The organism is Amycolatopsis sp. lyj-109 (genome assembly GCF_046548995.1).
Taxonomy (GTDB): domain Bacteria; phylum Actinomycetota; class Actinomycetes; order Mycobacteriales; family Pseudonocardiaceae; genus Amycolatopsis.
Genome location: NZ_JAJPWR010000008.1, coordinates 114922 through 130835 on the forward strand (window position 1 = coordinate 114922; position 15914 = coordinate 130835).

The following is a 15914-nucleotide window of genomic DNA, read 5'->3' on the forward strand; positions in this document are numbered from 1 at the left end:
GGTTTCCGCGGTTAACCAATGCCGGCAATCGCCGACCGCAGGGCGGTGACCGCCTCGGCCGCGCCGGCCGGGTTCGTGCCGCCCCCCTGGGCCATGTCGGGCTTGCCGCCGCCCCGGCCGCCGATCTTCTCGGCGAACGACGGCACGAGCTTGCCCGCGGCGATGCCCTTGTCCTGGGCCGCCTTGGTCGTCGCGACGACGAAGCTCAGCTTCTCGCCGGCCGGCGAGAACAGCGCCACCACGCCGGGCCGCGCGCCGAGCCGGCCGCGGATGTCGGAGGCGAGCGCGCGCAGGCCGTTGCCGTCGACGTCCGGGACGACCTCGGCGACGACCGTGACACCGCCGATCTGCTGGGCCTTGTCGACCAGGGCGCCCGCCGAGCCCAGCACCTGCTGGGTCTTGAGCTGGGCGATCTCCTTCTCGGCGTTCTTCAGCCGGGTCAGGACGTCGTCGATGCGGCCCGGCAGCTGGTCGGACGGCACCTTGAAGGTGTTCGCCAGCTGCGAGACCAGCAGCTGCTCCTTGCGGACGTACTTCAGCGCGTCCGTGCCGACCAGCGCCTCGACGCGGTGCACGCCCGAGCCGATGGAGGCGTCGGAGACCAGCTTGACCAGGCCGAGCTGGCCGATCCGGTCGACGTGCGTGCCACCGCAGAGCTCGCGGGAGTACTCGCCCATGTCGACCACGCGGACGTCGTTGCCGTACTTCTCGCCGAACAGCGCGACCGCGCCGAGCTCGAGGGCCTTGTCCTTGGTCGTGGTGAAGCTCTGCACCTCGACGTTGGTCTGCAGGTAGTCGTTGACCTCCTGCTCGACCTCGGTCAGCACGTCCGCCGACACCGAGCCCGGGGTGGTGAAGTCGAACCGCATGCGGCCCGGCGAGTTCAGCGAACCCGCCTGCGCCGCGCGCTTGCCGTACGCGCCGCGGACGGCCGCGTGCACCAGGTGCGTCGCGGAGTGCGAGCGCTCGATGGACAGGCGGCGGTGCGCGTCGACCGAGCCGGTCAGCTTGGTGTCCAGCCCGACCTCGCCGTCGGTGACCTCGACGCGGTGCACGAACAGGCCCGGCACGATCTTCTGGACGTCCAGGACCTTCAGCTCGACGCCGTCGCCCAGCAGCACGCCGGTGTCGGCGACCTGGCCGCCGCTCTCGGCGTAGAACGGCGTCCGGTCGAGGACCAGCTCCGCCTTCCTGCCCGCGGAGACGCTGCGGACCGGCTGCCCGTCTTCCAGCAGCGCGACGACCTTGGCCTCGGCCTGCAGGTCGGTGTAGCCGAGGAACTCGGTCTCGCCGTGCTGCTCGAGGACCTTGCGGTACTCCGAGAGGTCGCCGTGGCCGGTCTTGCGGGCCGCCGCGTCCGCCTTCGCGCGGGTGCGCTGCTCGTTCATGAGCGTGCGGAAGCCGTCCTCGTCGACGGTCAGGCCCTGCTCGGACGCCATCTCCAGGGTCAGGTCGATCGGGAAGCCGTAGGTGTCGTGCAGCTGGAAGGCCTTGTCACCGGCCAGCACGTCGCCGCCGCCGCGCTTGGTCTCCTCGGCCGCCATGTCGAAGATGCGCGAACCGCTGGTCAGGGTCGAGAGGAAGGCCTCCTCCTCGATCCGGACGACTTCGCTGATCCGGTCGAAACCGGTGACCAGCTCGGGGTAGGTCGGGCCCATCGTGTCGCGCACGACCTTCGCGAACTCCTGCAGCACCGGCTCCTGCACGCCCAGCAGGCGCGTGGAGCGGACGATGCGGCGCAGGAGGCGGCGCAGCACGTAGCCGCGGCCGTCGTTGCCCGGGGTGACGCCGTCGCCGATCAGCATGACGCCGGTGCGGGCGTGGTCGGCGATCACGCGGAAGCGGACGTCGTCGGCGTGGTTGCTGCCGTAGCGGCGGCCGGAGAACTCCTCCGCGCGGCCGATGACCGGGCGCACGAGGTCGGTCTCGTAGACGTTCTCGACGCCCTGCAGGATCGTCGCGACGCGCTCGACGCCCATGCCGGTGTCGATGTTCTTCTTCGGCAGCACGCCGATCGGCTTGTGCCCGAGCTTGGGGCTCAGGTCGCCGCGGACGTCCTGCATGAAGACGAGGTTCCAGATCTCGATGTAGCGGTCCTCGTCGGCGACCGGGCCGCCCTCGCGGCCGTACGCCGGGCCGCGGTCGTAGTAGATCTCCGAGCAGGGACCACCGGGACCGGGCACGCCCATGTCCCAGTAGTTGTCCTTGCCGTCGCGCTCCTGGATCCGCTCGCCGGGCAGGCCGGTGAGCTTGCGCCACAGCCCCGCGGCCTCGGCGTCGTCGTTGTAGACGGTCGCCCAGATGCGGTTCGGGTCGAGGCCGTAGCCGCCTTCGCTCTGGGGCTTGGTGATCAGCTCCCAGGCGTACTCGATGGCGCCTTCCTTGAAGTAGTCGCCGAAGGAGAAGTTGCCGGCCATCTGGAAGAACGTGTTGTGCCGGGTGGTCTTGCCGACCTCGTCGATGTCCGGCGTGCGCACGCACTTCTGCACGGAGGTCGCGCGCGGGTACGGCGGCGGCGCCTCACCGAGGAAGTACGGCTTGAACTGCACCATGCCGGCGTTGACGAACAGCAGGTTCGGGTCGTCGAGGATCAGCGGCGCGCTGGGCACGCGCGTGTGGCCCTTGCTCTCGAAATGGCGCAGGAAACGATCGGTGATTTCGTGTGTGTCCACGGGTCAAGTCCTTGTGCTGGTGACGACGAACGGGGTCGGCGGCGACGGCGGAGGGGATTCCGGGGCGGGCCCGGATCAGCCCTCCGCCCGGCGAGCTCGCCGGACCGGGCGCCGCGCGGCAGCGGCGTGCCGTCCTTCGGCGCGGGGCGCCGAGACGCCCGTCCGCTCCTCGACCATGTCGTGCAACTCCTGCTCCCGCTCGTTCATGCCCGCACGCACCTCGGCGCCGAACGAACCCACGGCGCCCGCCAGCTCGCGCACGGCGTCTCCCAGGTTCGATGCTAACCCGGCGGGAGTGGCCTGACGAGCCGTTTCGGCGGCCTTGCGGGACAGCACGACGCCGGTCACGACGCCGACACCAAGCCAGAACAGCCGCTTCATTTGCCGGCCTTCCTCGCGGCCTTCAAGGCGCTCTTCTTCTTGCGCGCCTTGATCGCCTTGCTGAGCCCGTAGGACAGCGCCGCGGTCTTGACCAGCGGGCCGCCGAGGGTCGCGGTGAACACGGACGTCAGCGCGGAGACGTTGCCGGTGACCGCCTGCGCGTTCGCGGTGATCCCGTCGACCCGCTCGAGCTGGGTGTTGACGTGCGTGATCGTCTGGTTCGCGCCGATCAGCAGCGGATCGGTGTTGCTGTTGGTGCGCTCGATCGCTTCGGTGGCCGCGTCCAGCGTCTTGCCGAGCTTGATCAGCGGGATCGCCAGCAGGACGACCAGCACCACGAATGCTCCTGCGGCGATCAACGCGGCGATCTGCCCTGCCGACACGGGCCCTCCTCGGTTCAGGGGTCGGGATGCCGAATGAGGCTACCGCCTGGGCTGGTTCCCGACCGTGTCACCCCGCCGGGCCCGGAAAACACCTCGCCGGGGGCCGGTCCGGCTCGCTGAGCGCCGCCCGGTCCGCCGGGGGCCGCGGCCTCGGCGGCAGGCCGCGAGTACTTCCTTCGCCGCAGCACTTCCCGAATGACTCATCCGGGTTCGTACCAACCGGAGCGGCCAACTCGCCGCCCGCAACGGCCAACTCGCCGGGAACTCGGGCGAGTTGGCCGTTCCGGAGGGCGAGTTGGCCGTTCCGGAGGGCGATCCCGGAGCCGTCCGGCCGCCTGGGGGCCGTCCGGCCGTCGAAACTGTCGGTGCCCACCGGTAGAGTCGAAAACGGGGGGCGCCCCGGCGGGCCGGGCCTGTTTCGGCTGCTTTCTACCGCTCCTTCAGCACCGCGCGGTACAGCGCCGCCATGTCCTCTTCGCCGTGGCCGGCCGCCACCGCCGCCTCCAAGTGGGCGAGGACGGCCTTCGCCCCCGCCACGTCGACGTCCTCGCCCGCGGCTTCCACGACCAGGCGGGCGTCCTTCGCCGCCAGGCCCGCCGGGAACGCCGGCGGGTACTCGCCGGCCAGCATCGCGGCGCCCTTCACGTGCGCGTAGCCGACGTCCAGGCCACCGCCCTCGATCGTCTCCAGGAACAGCTTCGGGTCCAGGCCCAGCGCGCGGGCCAGGCCGAGGCTCTCCGCCGTCGCGTTCGTCAACGCCAGCACCCACGCGTTCAGCACCAGCTTCAGGCGGCTGCCCCGGCCCGCCGGGCCGAGCCAGACGGTGCGCATGCCGACCGCGTCGAACACCGGCGTCGCCGCCGGGCGAGACTCCTCCGGGCCCGACCCGAGTACCAGCAGCTGCGCCTGCTCGGCGGGCTGCCGTGTGCCGAGCACCGGCGCGTCGACGAACACCACGCCCGCCCGCTCCGCCGTCGCGGCGAGGCGATCGGTCCACTCGAGACCGACCGTGCTCATCTGCAGCCACAACGTCCCCGAAGCGGGCGAAGCGGCTTCGAAGGCCGAAGCGACGGCGGGACCGTCGGCCAGCATCGTCACGAGGACGTCCGCGCCATCGGCCGCGGCGGACGGCGAGCCGACGACCGTGGCGACGTCGGACAGGGGTTCGGCCTTCTCCCGGGTCCGGTTCCAGACCCGGACCTCGAGGCCCGCCTTGGCGATGTTGGCGGCCATCGGGGCGCCCATGATCCCGGTTCCGAGAAACGCGACAGTCATCCCGCCATCGTGCCGAAGCCGGAGCGTGCCCGCGCGCTCAGTAGTCGCCGAGCAGGCAGAACGGGTGGCCCGCCGGGTCGGCGTAGACGCGCCAGCCGCGGCCGCCGAGGTCGGGGTCGAGCAGCCGGCCGCCGTTGGCCAGGACCGCGTGGTGCGACTCCCGGAAGTCGTCGACCTCGAAGTCGAGGTGGAACTGCTGTGGGAAGGCCGGGTCGGGCCAGCGCGGCGGCTGGTGGTCGAGAGCTCGCTGGAAGCCCAGGACCATCCCGTCCACGTGCAGGGTCGACCAGTCCTCGTCCACGCGCCACCGCGGGTCGGGCCGATCCACCTCCCCGCCGAGCAGGGCCTGGTAGAAGCGGGCGAGCACCAGCGGGTCCGGACAGTCCAGGACGATGCACTGCAGCGTCGCGGGCACGGGCACGCCTCCTGCCGTAGCGGGGGCGCCCCTTGTTCAGGCCGCCTCGAAGGGGAAGAGTTTACGAACTTCGATGATCTTGGCCACCTCGGCCCACGAACCGGGTTCACCGCGGCGTGCGGCCCGCGTCACTGCCCGCGGATCGTCCTCCGCAGCTTGGGCACCCGCTCGGCCAGCGGCCGCTCGGCGCCGCGCTGGGTGGGCTCGTAGTAGTCGCGGCCGACCAGCTCGTCCGGGGGGTACTGCTGCGCCAGCACGCCCTCCGGCACGTTGTGCGGGTACCGGTAGCCCTGCGCGTTGCCCAGCTTCTTCGCGCCCGCGTAGTGCCCGTCGCGCAGGTGGGGCGGCACCGTGCCCGCCAGGCCCGCGCGGACGTCCGCGAGTGCCGCGTCGATGCCCTTGATCACCGAGTTCGACTTCGGCGCGGTGGCCAGGTGCACCGTGGCCTGGGCGAGCGCCAGCCGGCCCTCCGGCATGCCGATGAACTGGACCGCGTGCGCGGCCGCGATCGCCGACTGCAGCGCCGTCGGGTCGGCCATCCCGATGTCTTCGCTGGCGTGCACCACCAGCCGCCGGGCGAGGAACCGCGGGTCCTCCCCCGCCTCGATCATCCGGGCCAGGTAGTGCAGGGCAGCGTCCACATCGGACCCGCGGATCGACTTGATGAACGCGCTGATCACGTCGTAGTGCTGGTCGCCGTCGCGGTCGTAGCGCACCGCCGCCTTGTCTACTGTGGACTCGACGATGGCCAGGTCGATCGTCTTCGCCTCGGTGGCCGACGCCGCGTCCGCGGCCGCCTCCAGCGCGGTGAGCGCGCGGCGCGCGTCCCCGCCCGCGAGCCGGACGAGGTGGGCGCGCGCGTCCTCCGTCAGCGTCAGTTCGCCGCCGAGGCCGCGCTCGTCGGCCAGCGCCCGCTCGATCAGCGCCGTGATGTCCGCGTCGGTCAGCGGACGCAGCTGCAGCACCAGCGACCGCGACAGCAGCGGCGACACGACCGAGAACGACGGGTTCTCCGTCGTCGCCGCGACCAGCAGCACCGTGCGGTCCTCGACCGCGCCGAGCAGCGCGTCCTGCTGGGTCTTGGAGAACCGGTGCACCTCGTCGATGAACAGCACGGTGTTCTCGGCGTTGTACTGCCGGCGCCGCCGCGCCTCCTCGATGACCCCGCGGACCTCCTTGACGCCCGCGGAAAGCGCGGACATCGCGACGAACCGGCGGCCGGTCGCGATCGAAACCAGGTTGGCCAGCGTCGTCTTGCCCGTGCCGGGCGGGCCGTAGAGCAGCACCGACGCCGGTGCGGCGCCCTCGACCAGCCGCCGCAGCGGCGCCCCTTCGCGCAGCAGGTGCTGCTGCCCGACGACCTCCTCGAGCGAACGCGGGCGCATCCGGACGGCCAGGGGTGAGCTGGCCGGGTCCGCCTGCGGTTCCGCGCCCGCGTTCGACTCCGTGCGCTCCGGCGGAGGCGCGATGTCGGCGTTCACGGTGAAGAGCTCGTCCTGGGCCACACCGTTGACGTTAACCGACCCCACCGACACAACCGCTTGCCCCGGTCCCCGGATCGGCGCTACGGTCGTGTTGACCCGTTGACCGAAAGTGCGATTCGCGTCAACCAGTCAAATGCTCAACGAAACCACAGGTGGAGCCGCATGAGTCATCCCAACCGCGAGCGTGCCGACCGGATCCTGGACGCGGCGGGCGAGCTGCTGCTGCGCATGGGCTACCGCAAGGTGGCGATCGACGACGTCGCACGGGCGGTCGGCATCGGCAAGGGCACCGTCTACCTGCACTGGCGGAACAAGGAGCTGGTGTTCCAGGCGCTGATGATGCGGGAGTCGGCCGATCTGACCGACGAGCTGCTGGCGATGATCAAGGCCGATCCGGCGATGATCCTCCCGCACCGGATGATCCCCGGGTCCTTCCTCATCACCCATCGCCGTCCGCTGGTGATGGCGATGCTGCGCGGCAACGCCGAGATGTTCGGCTCGCTCGGCGACCTCGCTCTGAAGAAGCAGCAGGACGAGCTGAGCGTGCACTTCGAGACCGCGCTGCTGCGGCGCGGGCTGATCCGCGCGGACGTCCCGCACGTGAGCTACGCGCTGCACGCGGCGACGCTCGGCTTCTACGTCGGCGACACGATTTCGGACGAGTTCGAGGGCATCCCCGTCGAAGAGAAGGCGGATGTCCTCGCCCACCTGATCCGCACCGCTTTCGAGCCGCCCGGGGAACCCGACCCCGCCGCGGTCGCGGAGGTGGCGGCGGAGCTGAGCTCGGCGCTCGAGGAGCTCGTCTCGGGCTACCGCAACGGGATCTACGCACACGATCCCGCCAAGGCACCCGGCTGATCCCGGGGCCACACGGGGAAAGGGGCGGAAATGACCACGATGGCCGACACCTGGGGACTTCACGAGGCCCAGTTCTGGCTGCGGGGGAAGCAACCGGAGAAGCGCGTCGAGTTCGCCGCGGAGCTGGGGATGTGGAACGTCTACGGGCACCCGGAGATCGAAACGATTCTCCGCGACCCGGCGACCTTCTCGTCCGACACCACGCGGCTGGTGCCGAAGGAGATGATGCCGGACCCCGAATACGACATTTCGACCGGCAGCATCCTGCAGATGGACCCGCCGCTGCACAACAAGATGCGCAAGCTGGTCAGCCGCGCGTTCACGCCCAAGGTGGTGGCGGACCTCGAGCCGAGGATCGCCGCGATCACCCACGAGCTGCTGGACGCGATCCCGGCCGGCGACCGGCTGGAGCTGGTCGAGGACCTGGCCTACCCGCTGCCGGTGATCGTGATCGCCGAGCTGCTGGGCGTCCCGGCGAGCGACCGGTACCTGTTCAAGGGCTGGGTGGACAAGATGTTCGAGTCCTCCAACCAGGTCTCGCTGGTGAAGAAGGACGAGAAGCAGGAGGCGGCGATCCTGGCGTCCCTGGAAGGCCAGAAAGCGCTCGCCGACTACCTCGGCGTGCACGTCGACGAGCGGCGCAAGCAGCCGCGGGAAGACCTGCTGACGAAGCTGGTCGAGGCCGAGCTGGACGGCGAACGGCTGTCCCGCTCCGACGTCGTCGACTTCGCGAACATCCTGCTGCTGGCCGGCCACATCACCACCACGATGCTGCTCGGCAACGCGGTGCTGTGCCTGGACACGCACCCGGAGTGGGCCGAGCGGGTGCGCGCGGACCGCGCGCTCGTGCCGCCGATGATCGAAGAGTCGCTGCGGTACCTCACGCCGTTCGCGGTGGTGGCCCGCACGACCACGCGGGAGGTGGAGATCGGCGGCGTCACGGTGCCCGCGGACCAGATGCTGCTCTGCTGGGTAGCGGCCGCCAACCGCGACGAGCGGGTGTTTCGCGACCCGGACACGTTCGACCCGCTGCGCGCGGAGAACCCGCACCTGGCGTTCGGCCGCGGGATCCACTTCTGCATCGGCGCGCCGCTCGCCCGGCTGGAAGGCCGGGTGGTGCTGGACATCCTGCTCGACCGCTACCCGGTGCTGCGCACGATCCCGGGACAGCCGCCGAAGTTCCAGGTCAACCCCAACATGACCGGGGTGCGGGAACTGCCGCTGACCACCGGGTAGGCCGGTTGCGCCCTGGGCGAAATCCCTCGCCCGGGGCGCTCGGCGTGCCCGATGGTGGACCGGTGAACGTAGCGGTGCTGGCGGACATCCACGGGGTTCTCCCGGCGCTGGAGGCGGTCCTGGCGGAGCCGGACGTCCAGGCGGCGGAAAGGATCGTGCTGCTCGGCGACCTGCTCGCCGGGCCGATGCCCGTCGAAACCCTCGAGCGGCTCCAGGCGCTCGGCGACCGGGCGGTGTGGGTGCGCGGCAACGCCGACCGCGAGCTGGCCGAATCGGCGCGCACCGGCGGCTCGTTCGTCCCGGACCCGATCTTCCCGTGGGCGGCGAAGCAGCTGCGCCCGGCCGACCTGCCGGTCTTGGACGCACTGCCGCTGACGGTGACCTTGGACGGGGTGCTGTTCTGCCACGCGACCCCGCGCAACGACACCGAAATCGTGCTGGTGGACTCTTCACCGGAGCGCTGGGCGGAGGTGCTGGCGGGCGTTTCCGCGTCGACGGTCGTCTGCGGGCACACGCACATGCCGTTCGTGCGGCTCGCAGACCGGCGGTTGGTCGTGAATCCTGGCAGCGTCGGAATGCCGTACGGGACAACGGGAGCGCACTGGGCGTTGCTCGGCGACGGCGTCCGGCTGCGGCGGACGGAGTACGACGCCGAGGCGGCGTGCCGGTTCCTCGTTTCGCGGTCGGCCTATCCGGACATCGAGGAGTGGGCGGACTTCTTCGTCCGCAACCCGGCTTCGGACGTGGAAGCGCTGCGGGTGTTCAGCGGGCGCGGAACGAGTTCCACATGATGGCGGCGGCGTAGGGCAGGAACTCGCGGCCGCGGCGCCAGAGCCACGGGACTCCCTTGAGCACCAGCCAGCCCACGTGGCCCGTGGTGCTCGGCTCGACCCCGCCGCTGCAGGCGAGGCTCACCGGTGCCGGCACGGCGAACCCGGCCTCGGCGAGCAGCCCGGTGAAGCCCTCCGCGAGCATGCGGTGGCCCAGTTCGGAGGGGTGCAGCCGGTCGACGCTCCAGGAGGCGAGGTCGTACGCGCCGGGCAGCCGGTCGAGATCGAGGCAGGGCACGCCTTCGCGGACGACGACGTCGTCGATGGCGGCGTTGAGCTCGGCGACGCGGGCGCTGAGGGCGCGTTTCAGCGACGACGGAAGGCGGAAGACCTTGCTGTGGTCGTGGAAGCGGACCGGGAGGACGGTGGTCCCGGTCTCGCGGAGCCGCCGGATGACCTCGGTGAGATCGGCGGCGATGCGGGCGGCGTCGAAGTCCGGGCGGAGAGTGTCGTTCATACCGGCGACGACGAGGGCGACATCGGGCCGGTGGGCGACGGCCGCGGGGACCTGTTCGGTGAGCACGCAGCGCATGCGGGCCCCGGCAAAGGAGGGATTGAAGTAGCCGCGCTCTTCAACGCCGAGCGCGGCGGCAACCAGCGGGCCGACGCCCCGCCAGCCCGCACGCCGCGGAAGGGGGTCGCCGAGCCCGACGGCGGTGGAGTCGCCGAGGACGGCCAGGCGGCGGGCTCGCTTCGGCGGTGTCCCGGGGTGCTCGGGCCGGGGAGTGACATCGACGCTCATCACGGTCACGCCCACGACCATCGGCCACGCAGGCTCACACCCGGTGAGGTCGAGGTAACGCGCCCGCGACACCGGGCCTAATTCTTGACGCCTGCCGCAGCACTTGGGCCAACGTGGCCTGGGGTGCGCCAGACGCACCGAGGCCAGATCGGGAAGCCCGGGCCTCGACGCTCTGTCTTGAATGACTCATTCCTGACGTCGGACGTCAGGAATGAGTCATTCAAGACACCGCACCCAGCCGCCGCACTCGCCCTCTGGCTCGAGCTCAGGCCTCAGGCCTCAGGCCCCGGCCCCGGCCCCGGCCCCGGCTCCGAGGCCAACTCCGACATCACCGGCCCGAACACAACTCACGCTCGGCCACACCCCCCTGCCGACCCGATACGAAGCCGCCTCAGCGGCCGCCAGGCCGGGTCAAGGCACGCTTTCCCGCCTTGACGCGGACTGGCGGCCGTTGAACAATCCGGCGTTCGGGCCGGCGGGACCACCCCGGCAGCGCTCACCCGGCAGAACCCCGACCGGCGCCCCACCCGGCAGAGGCCCGAGAAACCCGCCCATCCAGAGCCGAGCCGAGGGCTCGGCAAGACCAAGGCAACCGACGTGGCCGTCGCAGGCCCGAAACCAGCGTCTTGAATGACTCATTCCTGGCGTCCAACGCCAGGAATGAGTCATTCAAGACACCGCACCCAGCCGCCGCGCGCCCCCATCAGCCGCCTTGTGGACAACCCACCAGGCTCAGCGGAACGCGGGATAGAACGCCAGATCGGCATGCGGCCCCAGCCGCGCCGCCAGCGCCGCCGCGACCCGGGCCGCGAACTCCGAAACCGCCGCCATCCGAACATATCCGGCGTGCTTGGCCAGGTCCCGCCACCAGGTCACGAACGCCGCCTCCCGGCTGACCGGCGCCGCGTGCCGGGACAGGTTCAGCGACGCCAGCTCCTCGCCCGTGATCAGCCAGACCCGCAGCAGCTCACTGGACGTCAGGTGGTCCGCGAGGACCTCGTCGTCGGTGAAGGCCGGCCACACCCCGACCACCTCGGCACGCCAGGCTGCGATCATCGCCTCGCTCATCCCGGCCGGCAGGGCGAGGGCGTCCGGCCAGCTCGCGAACGGCAGCCGCAGATGGGCCGCGTCCACCAGCGCCGACCGGACGCGGCCGTACTCGAAGTCGAGGAACCGGATGCCCTGGCCCGTCACGAGGTTGTTGTCCGGGCTGAGCTCGACCGGGCTGAACGCCCGGAAGCCCGCCGCGCGCGACTGCTCGAGGGCCGAGGTCACCTGGGCCCGGACCTCGTCCGGCACCGGGATGCCCAGGCGCTTCTGGATCAGCGACGGCACCCGCTCGCACAGCTCGTCGACGCCGTCGGAGTCACCCTTCGCCGGGCCGCCGAGCCGCCGCAGCAACGCGTTGAAGTCCGCTTCCCGGTCGGCCGTGCTCGCGTGCAGGCGGCCCAGCGACCGCGCCCAGGACAGCAGCGCCCGCTCGGCCGCGCGGGAGTCGCGGGCGTAGAGGTTGTCCTCCAGCGTCGGCGTGCGGCCGAGGTCTTCCAGCACCAGCACCCGGTCGCGGCCGTCGTGGGCCACCAGTTCCGGGCACATCCGCTCGTCCGGGGCCAGCGCCGTGAACAGCTGGTAGCTGACCGCCTCCTGGGCGAACGGGTCGGCACCGGACTCCGGCCGGTCCGGGTAGTGCTTGATGACGAGCGTGCGCGGCAGCGCGAACGACGACACCACCCGCGCGCGGACCACCGTGGCCGGGCCGCTGCCCGCGAGGTCCTCGGGCGCGACCAACGTGATCGCGCTGCCGAACCGGCGGGAGAGAACGGACTCACCCGCCGCGACGGCCGCGGCGATGGCGAGCTGCTCGGCTCCTGCCCCGACTCCAGCGTCGCCGGCGGAGGAGGTGTCGACTGTCATTGTCACCGACCCTACTCGTGACTGAGCAACCATGACTACTGACATCCGGACAAGAAGGGGCATCCCGCCCGGAGACGGGTCACCCGCGTGAAAGCGGACGCATTCCCCCCGGTGAACGTTGCCCATTCCGGCGCACTGTCAACACAATGGCCGCTGCTGCAACGATTCCGAGAAGGTTGACCAGCAGCTGCGCGACGGACTGGAGGCACCGGCTCCACTCCCCCGCCACGGCCGCGACGACCGCGTACCCCGCCGCCGGCACCGTCGTCACGGAGATGAACACACCCACCAGCGCGGCCGACTTCGCCGACGTCATGGCGAGCATCCCGGCGGCGCCGGCGAGCAACGCGACGACCAGCGACGGCGCGCCCACGGAAAACACGAAGTCGACCTCGTCGTGCTGGTGCAGCTCGAACGCGTGCTCGCCGAGGACGCCGGTCGCGCGGAACAGCAGCGTCGCGCCCAGTGTGACGGCCATCGCCAGCGGGAAACCGACGGCGAGGGCCGCACCCGCCTGCCGGACCAGGTCCCACCGGCGTAGCACCAGGCCGACCGCGAGGGCGGCCAGCGGCCCGAACTCCGGCCCGACGACCATCGCACCGACGATCGTCACCGCGGACGAGGTGAGCACCCCGACCGCGGCGAGCAGGCAGGCGATGGTGAGGAACGCCAGGAACGTCACGTTGAGCCGCGACTCCTCGCCCGTGCGGCCGAGCAGCTCCTGCCACACGACGGCGTCCGCCGCTTCGCCCGGCGCGGCCTCTTCCGCCCGGTCGGCGGCGTCGGACAGCGCGGTGTCGAGCATTTCGAGCGTGATCCCGCCGGTGTGGTCGAGGTCGAGGCCGCACAGCGCGTCGATGATCTCGTCCGCCGCTTCGCGGGCGATATCGGCCTCGACCAGGTCACCCGCGGGTTCCACGGCGGCGCCGCGGTGCACGATGACGTGCGCGGTGCCGGCGTGTGCCCGCAGGACGTCGAGCGCTTCGGCGGTCTTGTCCGGCGGGCACACGGCCCTGAGGTGCAGCACTAGTTCGGCGGGGCGGCGGCCGGTTTCGCGTCGATCCCGGCCTCCTTGCGCTGCTGCGCGGTGATCGGCGCCGGCGCCGCGGTCAGCGGGTCGTACCCGCCGCCGGTCTTCGGGAACGCGATGACGTCACGCAGAGAGTCGGCCTTGGCCAGCAGCATGACGATGCGGTCCCAGCCGAACGCGATGCCGCCGTGCGGCGGCGGGCCGAAGGCGAAGGCGTCGAGCAGGAAGCCGAACTTCTCCTGCGCCTCTTCCTCGCCGAGGCCCATCAGGCTGAAGACGCGCTTCTGGACGTCGCCGCGGTGGATACGGATCGAGCCGCCGCCGATCTCGTTGCCGTTGCAGACGATGTCGTAGGCGTAGGCCAGGGCGTTGCCCGGGTCCTGCTCGAACTTGTCGATCCACTCCGGGGTGGGCGAGGTGAACGCGTGGTGCACCGCGGTCCACTTGCCGGAGCCGACGGCGACGTCGTCGCCGATGTCCTCGACCGGCGCGAACAGCGGCGCGTCGACGACCCACACGAACGACCAGGCGTTCTCGTCGATCAGGCCGAGGCGCTTGCCGATCTCGTCGCGCGCGGCGCCGAGCAGCGGCTGCGTCGAAGCGGCCTTGCCGGCGGCGAAGAAGATGCAGTCGCCCGGCTTGGCGCCGGCCGCCTTGGCGACGTTCTCGCGCTCGGTCTCGGACAGGTTCTTGGCGACCGGGCCGCCGAGGGTGCCGTCCTCGTTGACGAGGATGTACGCGAGACCGCGCGCGCCGCGCTGCTTCGCCCACTCCTGCCAGGCGTCGAGCTGGCGCCGCGGCTGGTCCGCCCCGCCCGCCATGACGACCGCACCGACGTACGGGGCCTGGAACACGCGGAACGGCGTGTCGGCGAAGAACTCCGTCATGTCGGTGATCTCGAGGTCGAAGCGCAGGTCCGGCTTGTCGGAGCCGTACTTGGCCATCGCCTCGTGGTAGGTGATGCGCGGGATGGGCCGCGGGATCTCGTGCCCGATCAGCTTCCACAGCGCGGAGACGATGTCCTCGCCGAGCGCGATGACGTCGTCCTGCTCGACGAAGCTCATTTCGATGTCGAGCTGGGTGAACTCGGGCTGCCGGTCGGCGCGGAAGTCTTCGTCGCGGTAGCAGCGGGCGATCTGGTAGTACCGCTCCATGCCGCCGACCATGAGCAACTGCTTGAACAGCTGCGGCGACTGCGGCAGCGCGTACCAGGAGCCGGGCTTGAGCCGCGCGGGCACCAGGAAGTCGCGCGCGCCTTCGGGCGTCGAGCGGGTCAACGTCGGGGTCTCGATCTCGACGAAGTCCTGGGCGTGCAGCACCTCGCGCGCGGCGCGGCTGACCTCGCTGCGCAGGCGCATGGCCGCGGCCGGGGCGCTGCGGCGCAGGTCGAGGTAGCGGTGCTTGAGCCGGACCTCTTCGCCGACGTCGACGCGGTCGTCGATCGGGAACGGCAGCGGCGCGGACTCGGACAGCACGTCGAGCTCGGTCGCGAGGACCTCGATCTCGCCGGTGGGGATCTCGGCGTTGGCGTTGCCCTCGGGCCGCTTCGCGACCTCGCCGACGATCTTGACGCAGAACTCGGAGCGCAGGGCGTGGGCGCGCTCGGCCATCTCACCCTCGCGGAAGACGACCTGGGCGACGCCGCTCGCGTCGCGGAGGTCGATGAAGATGACGCCGCCGTGATCGCGCCGCCGGGCCACCCATCCGGTGAGAGTGACGGTCTGTCCGGCCTGTCCGGCACGCAGGGTGCCGGCGTTGTGAGTGCGGAGCACTGCGACTGCTCTCCTTCGACATGGATGGTTCTCGCTGCTCGGAAAGGCTAACGAACCACCCAGCCTACGACGTCGGCAGGCTGACCCGGCGCGGCGGGCGGTGTCGCGGCGACGGCTGGGCAGTCTGCCGCCGCTCGTCGTGAGTGGTAATTAGGGTTAGAACCCTAATTACCACTCACGAGAACTTGCACCGGGGTCAGAGGACGTACTTGGGCCGGGTCTCCAGCGCCGCGACCAGGCGGTGGGCCTGGGCCAGGTAGGCGGCCACCTGGTAGATCCGCCCGCCCGGGTGCGCCACCAGCCAGCTCGCCGCCGCGGTGGCGGAGGCGAAGAACGGCTGCCCCGCGCAGGCGACCGCGTCGACCCCCTCGAGCCCGAAGCCGAGGTCGACCGCCGCGACCACCGCCGCCGGCGGGTCGACCAGGAGGATCGCCCGGGACACCAGTTCGATGCGGATGCGCGTGCCCGTGACCGGGCAGACCGCGGCCGCGTGGACGCGCTCGCCGGTCGCGATGGCCAGGAGGAAGAGGTCGACCGTGCCGTCCGGGCCCGCGCCGAGCGTGCCTTCGGCGGGCTGGAGGCGGTGGTGGGCGCCGCGCGGCGCCGGGCCGGTCGACACGAGGTCGCGGTGCAGGGTGAACCCGATCAGCTCGACCAGCCGCCGGGCCTCGGCCGGGGCGACGCCGACGGTCGCGGCGAGCCGGTCGACGCCCACCGGGTGCCGGCCGGCCCGGGTCAGCTTCAGGGCGGCCCAGGCGAGCCGGGCGGCGGCGACACGGTCGGTCTGCGAGGTCGTCATCGTCCGGCTCCTAATCGGGATCGATCCCTTCGACGTTAGGCGCCGGTGAGGCGAGACGACAACGACACGATCGGACATTTTGCCGTAAACCGAAGACACCAGCCCGCAGACGCCCCGAACGGC

The 15914-nt window shown here is 71.4% G+C and carries 14 protein-coding genes; 3 read left to right on the forward strand and 11 right to left on the reverse strand.

From position 1 onward, the window contains the following. Positions 1–11: 11 nt before the first annotated feature. From alaS to ACLJQF_RS19660, 6 genes are all read right to left on the reverse strand, one after another. Complete coding sequence (alaS, locus tag ACLJQF_RS19635) at positions 12–2672, reverse strand: alanine--tRNA ligase (RefSeq protein ID WP_410610524.1); 2661 nt, start codon at positions 2670–2672, stop codon at positions 12–14. A gap of 75 nt (positions 2673–2747) precedes the next feature. Further along, the gene (locus ACLJQF_RS19640; protein WP_086865269.1) at positions 2748–3053 is read right to left on the reverse strand and encodes a hypothetical protein; all 306 of its coding nucleotides are present in this window, start codon (positions 3051–3053) and stop codon (positions 2748–2750) included. Beyond that, entirely contained in the window at positions 3050–3436 is a 387-nt protein-coding gene (locus ACLJQF_RS19645) for a DUF948 domain-containing protein (RefSeq protein WP_410610526.1), read from the reverse strand. The genes ACLJQF_RS19640 and ACLJQF_RS19645 overlap by 4 nt, the downstream gene beginning before the upstream one ends. A gap of 429 nt (positions 3437–3865) precedes the next feature. Then, on the reverse strand, positions 3866–4711 hold the full coding sequence (locus ACLJQF_RS19650; protein WP_410610528.1) for an NAD(P)-dependent oxidoreductase: 846 nt from the start codon (positions 4709–4711) through the stop codon (positions 3866–3868). Between the two features lie 37 nt (positions 4712–4748). Continuing rightward, positions 4749–5126 (reverse strand): VOC family protein, encoded by a 378-nt coding sequence (locus tag ACLJQF_RS19655; protein WP_410610529.1) that lies wholly within the window; start codon positions 5124–5126, stop codon positions 4749–4751. Between the two features lie 128 nt (positions 5127–5254). Further along, positions 5255–6631 (reverse strand): replication-associated recombination protein A, encoded by a 1377-nt coding sequence (locus tag ACLJQF_RS19660; RefSeq protein WP_410610531.1) that lies wholly within the window; start codon positions 6629–6631, stop codon positions 5255–5257. A gap of 141 nt (positions 6632–6772) precedes the next feature. On the opposite strand from ACLJQF_RS19660, the gene ACLJQF_RS19665 reads away from it, so the two are divergent. From ACLJQF_RS19665 to ACLJQF_RS19675, 3 genes are all read left to right on the forward strand, one after another. Further along, positions 6773–7468 (forward strand): TetR/AcrR family transcriptional regulator, encoded by a 696-nt coding sequence (locus ACLJQF_RS19665; protein WP_410610533.1) that lies wholly within the window; start codon positions 6773–6775, stop codon positions 7466–7468. A gap of 30 nt (positions 7469–7498) precedes the next feature. Continuing rightward, positions 7499–8704 carry a cytochrome P450 gene (locus ACLJQF_RS19670; protein WP_410610535.1) on the forward strand — a complete coding sequence of 402 codons (1206 nt, stop codon included), beginning with the start codon at positions 7499–7501 and terminating at the stop codon, positions 8702–8704. 62 nt (positions 8705–8766) lie between these two features. Continuing rightward, the gene (locus ACLJQF_RS19675) at positions 8767–9495 is read left to right on the forward strand and encodes a metallophosphoesterase family protein (protein ID WP_410610537.1); all 729 of its coding nucleotides are present in this window, start codon (positions 8767–8769) and stop codon (positions 9493–9495) included. Here the strand turns inward: ACLJQF_RS19675 and ACLJQF_RS19680 are convergent. The 5 genes from ACLJQF_RS19680 to merB form a co-directional block, all read right to left on the reverse strand. Then, positions 9467–10297: an SGNH/GDSL hydrolase family protein gene (locus ACLJQF_RS19680; RefSeq protein ID WP_410610885.1), complete on the reverse strand. Its 831-nt coding sequence runs from the start codon at positions 10295–10297 to the stop codon at positions 9467–9469. The genes ACLJQF_RS19675 and ACLJQF_RS19680 overlap by 29 nt on opposite strands. A gap of 711 nt (positions 10298–11008) precedes the next feature. Beyond that, complete coding sequence (locus tag ACLJQF_RS19685; protein ID WP_410610538.1) at positions 11009–12190, reverse strand: phosphotransferase; 1182 nt, start codon at positions 12188–12190, stop codon at positions 11009–11011. 79 nt (positions 12191–12269) lie between these two features. Next, entirely contained in the window at positions 12270–13217 is a 948-nt protein-coding gene (locus ACLJQF_RS19690) for a DUF389 domain-containing protein (protein WP_410610539.1), read from the reverse strand. Then, a complete protein-coding gene (gene aspS / locus ACLJQF_RS19695; protein WP_410610541.1) occupies positions 13217–14992 on the reverse strand; it encodes an aspartate--tRNA ligase in 1776 nt (591 codons plus the stop codon). The genes ACLJQF_RS19690 and aspS overlap by 1 nt, the downstream gene beginning before the upstream one ends. Before the next feature lie 196 nt (positions 14993–15188). Next, positions 15189–15791, reverse strand: a complete 603-nt coding sequence (gene merB / locus ACLJQF_RS19700) for an organomercurial lyase (protein WP_410610543.1) — start codon at positions 15789–15791, stop codon at positions 15189–15191. Positions 15792–15914: the final 123 nt, after the last annotated feature.

Excerpts from the sequence above, each read along its gene's own strand:
- ACLJQF_RS19685 (WP_410610538.1), bottom strand. The coding sequence starts at position 12,190 with ATGACAGTCGACACCTCCTCCGCCGGCGACGCTGGAGTCGGGGCAGGA.
- merB (WP_410610543.1), bottom strand. The coding sequence starts at position 15,791 with ATGACGACCTCGCAGACCGACCGTGTCGCCGCCGCCCGGCTCGCCTGG.
- ACLJQF_RS19680 (WP_410610885.1), bottom strand. The coding sequence starts at position 10,297 with ATGGTCGTGGGCGTGACCGTGATGAGCGTCGATGTCACTCCCCGGCCC.
- ACLJQF_RS19665 (WP_410610533.1), top strand. The coding sequence starts at position 6,773 with ATGAGTCATCCCAACCGCGAGCGTGCCGACCGGATCCTGGACGCGGCG.
- ACLJQF_RS19670 (WP_410610535.1), top strand. The coding sequence starts at position 7,499 with ATGACCACGATGGCCGACACCTGGGGACTTCACGAGGCCCAGTTCTGG.
- ACLJQF_RS19650 (WP_410610528.1), bottom strand. The coding sequence starts at position 4,711 with ATGACTGTCGCGTTTCTCGGAACCGGGATCATGGGCGCCCCGATGGCC.
- ACLJQF_RS19640 (WP_086865269.1), bottom strand. The coding sequence starts at position 3,053 with ATGAAGCGGCTGTTCTGGCTTGGTGTCGGCGTCGTGACCGGCGTCGTG.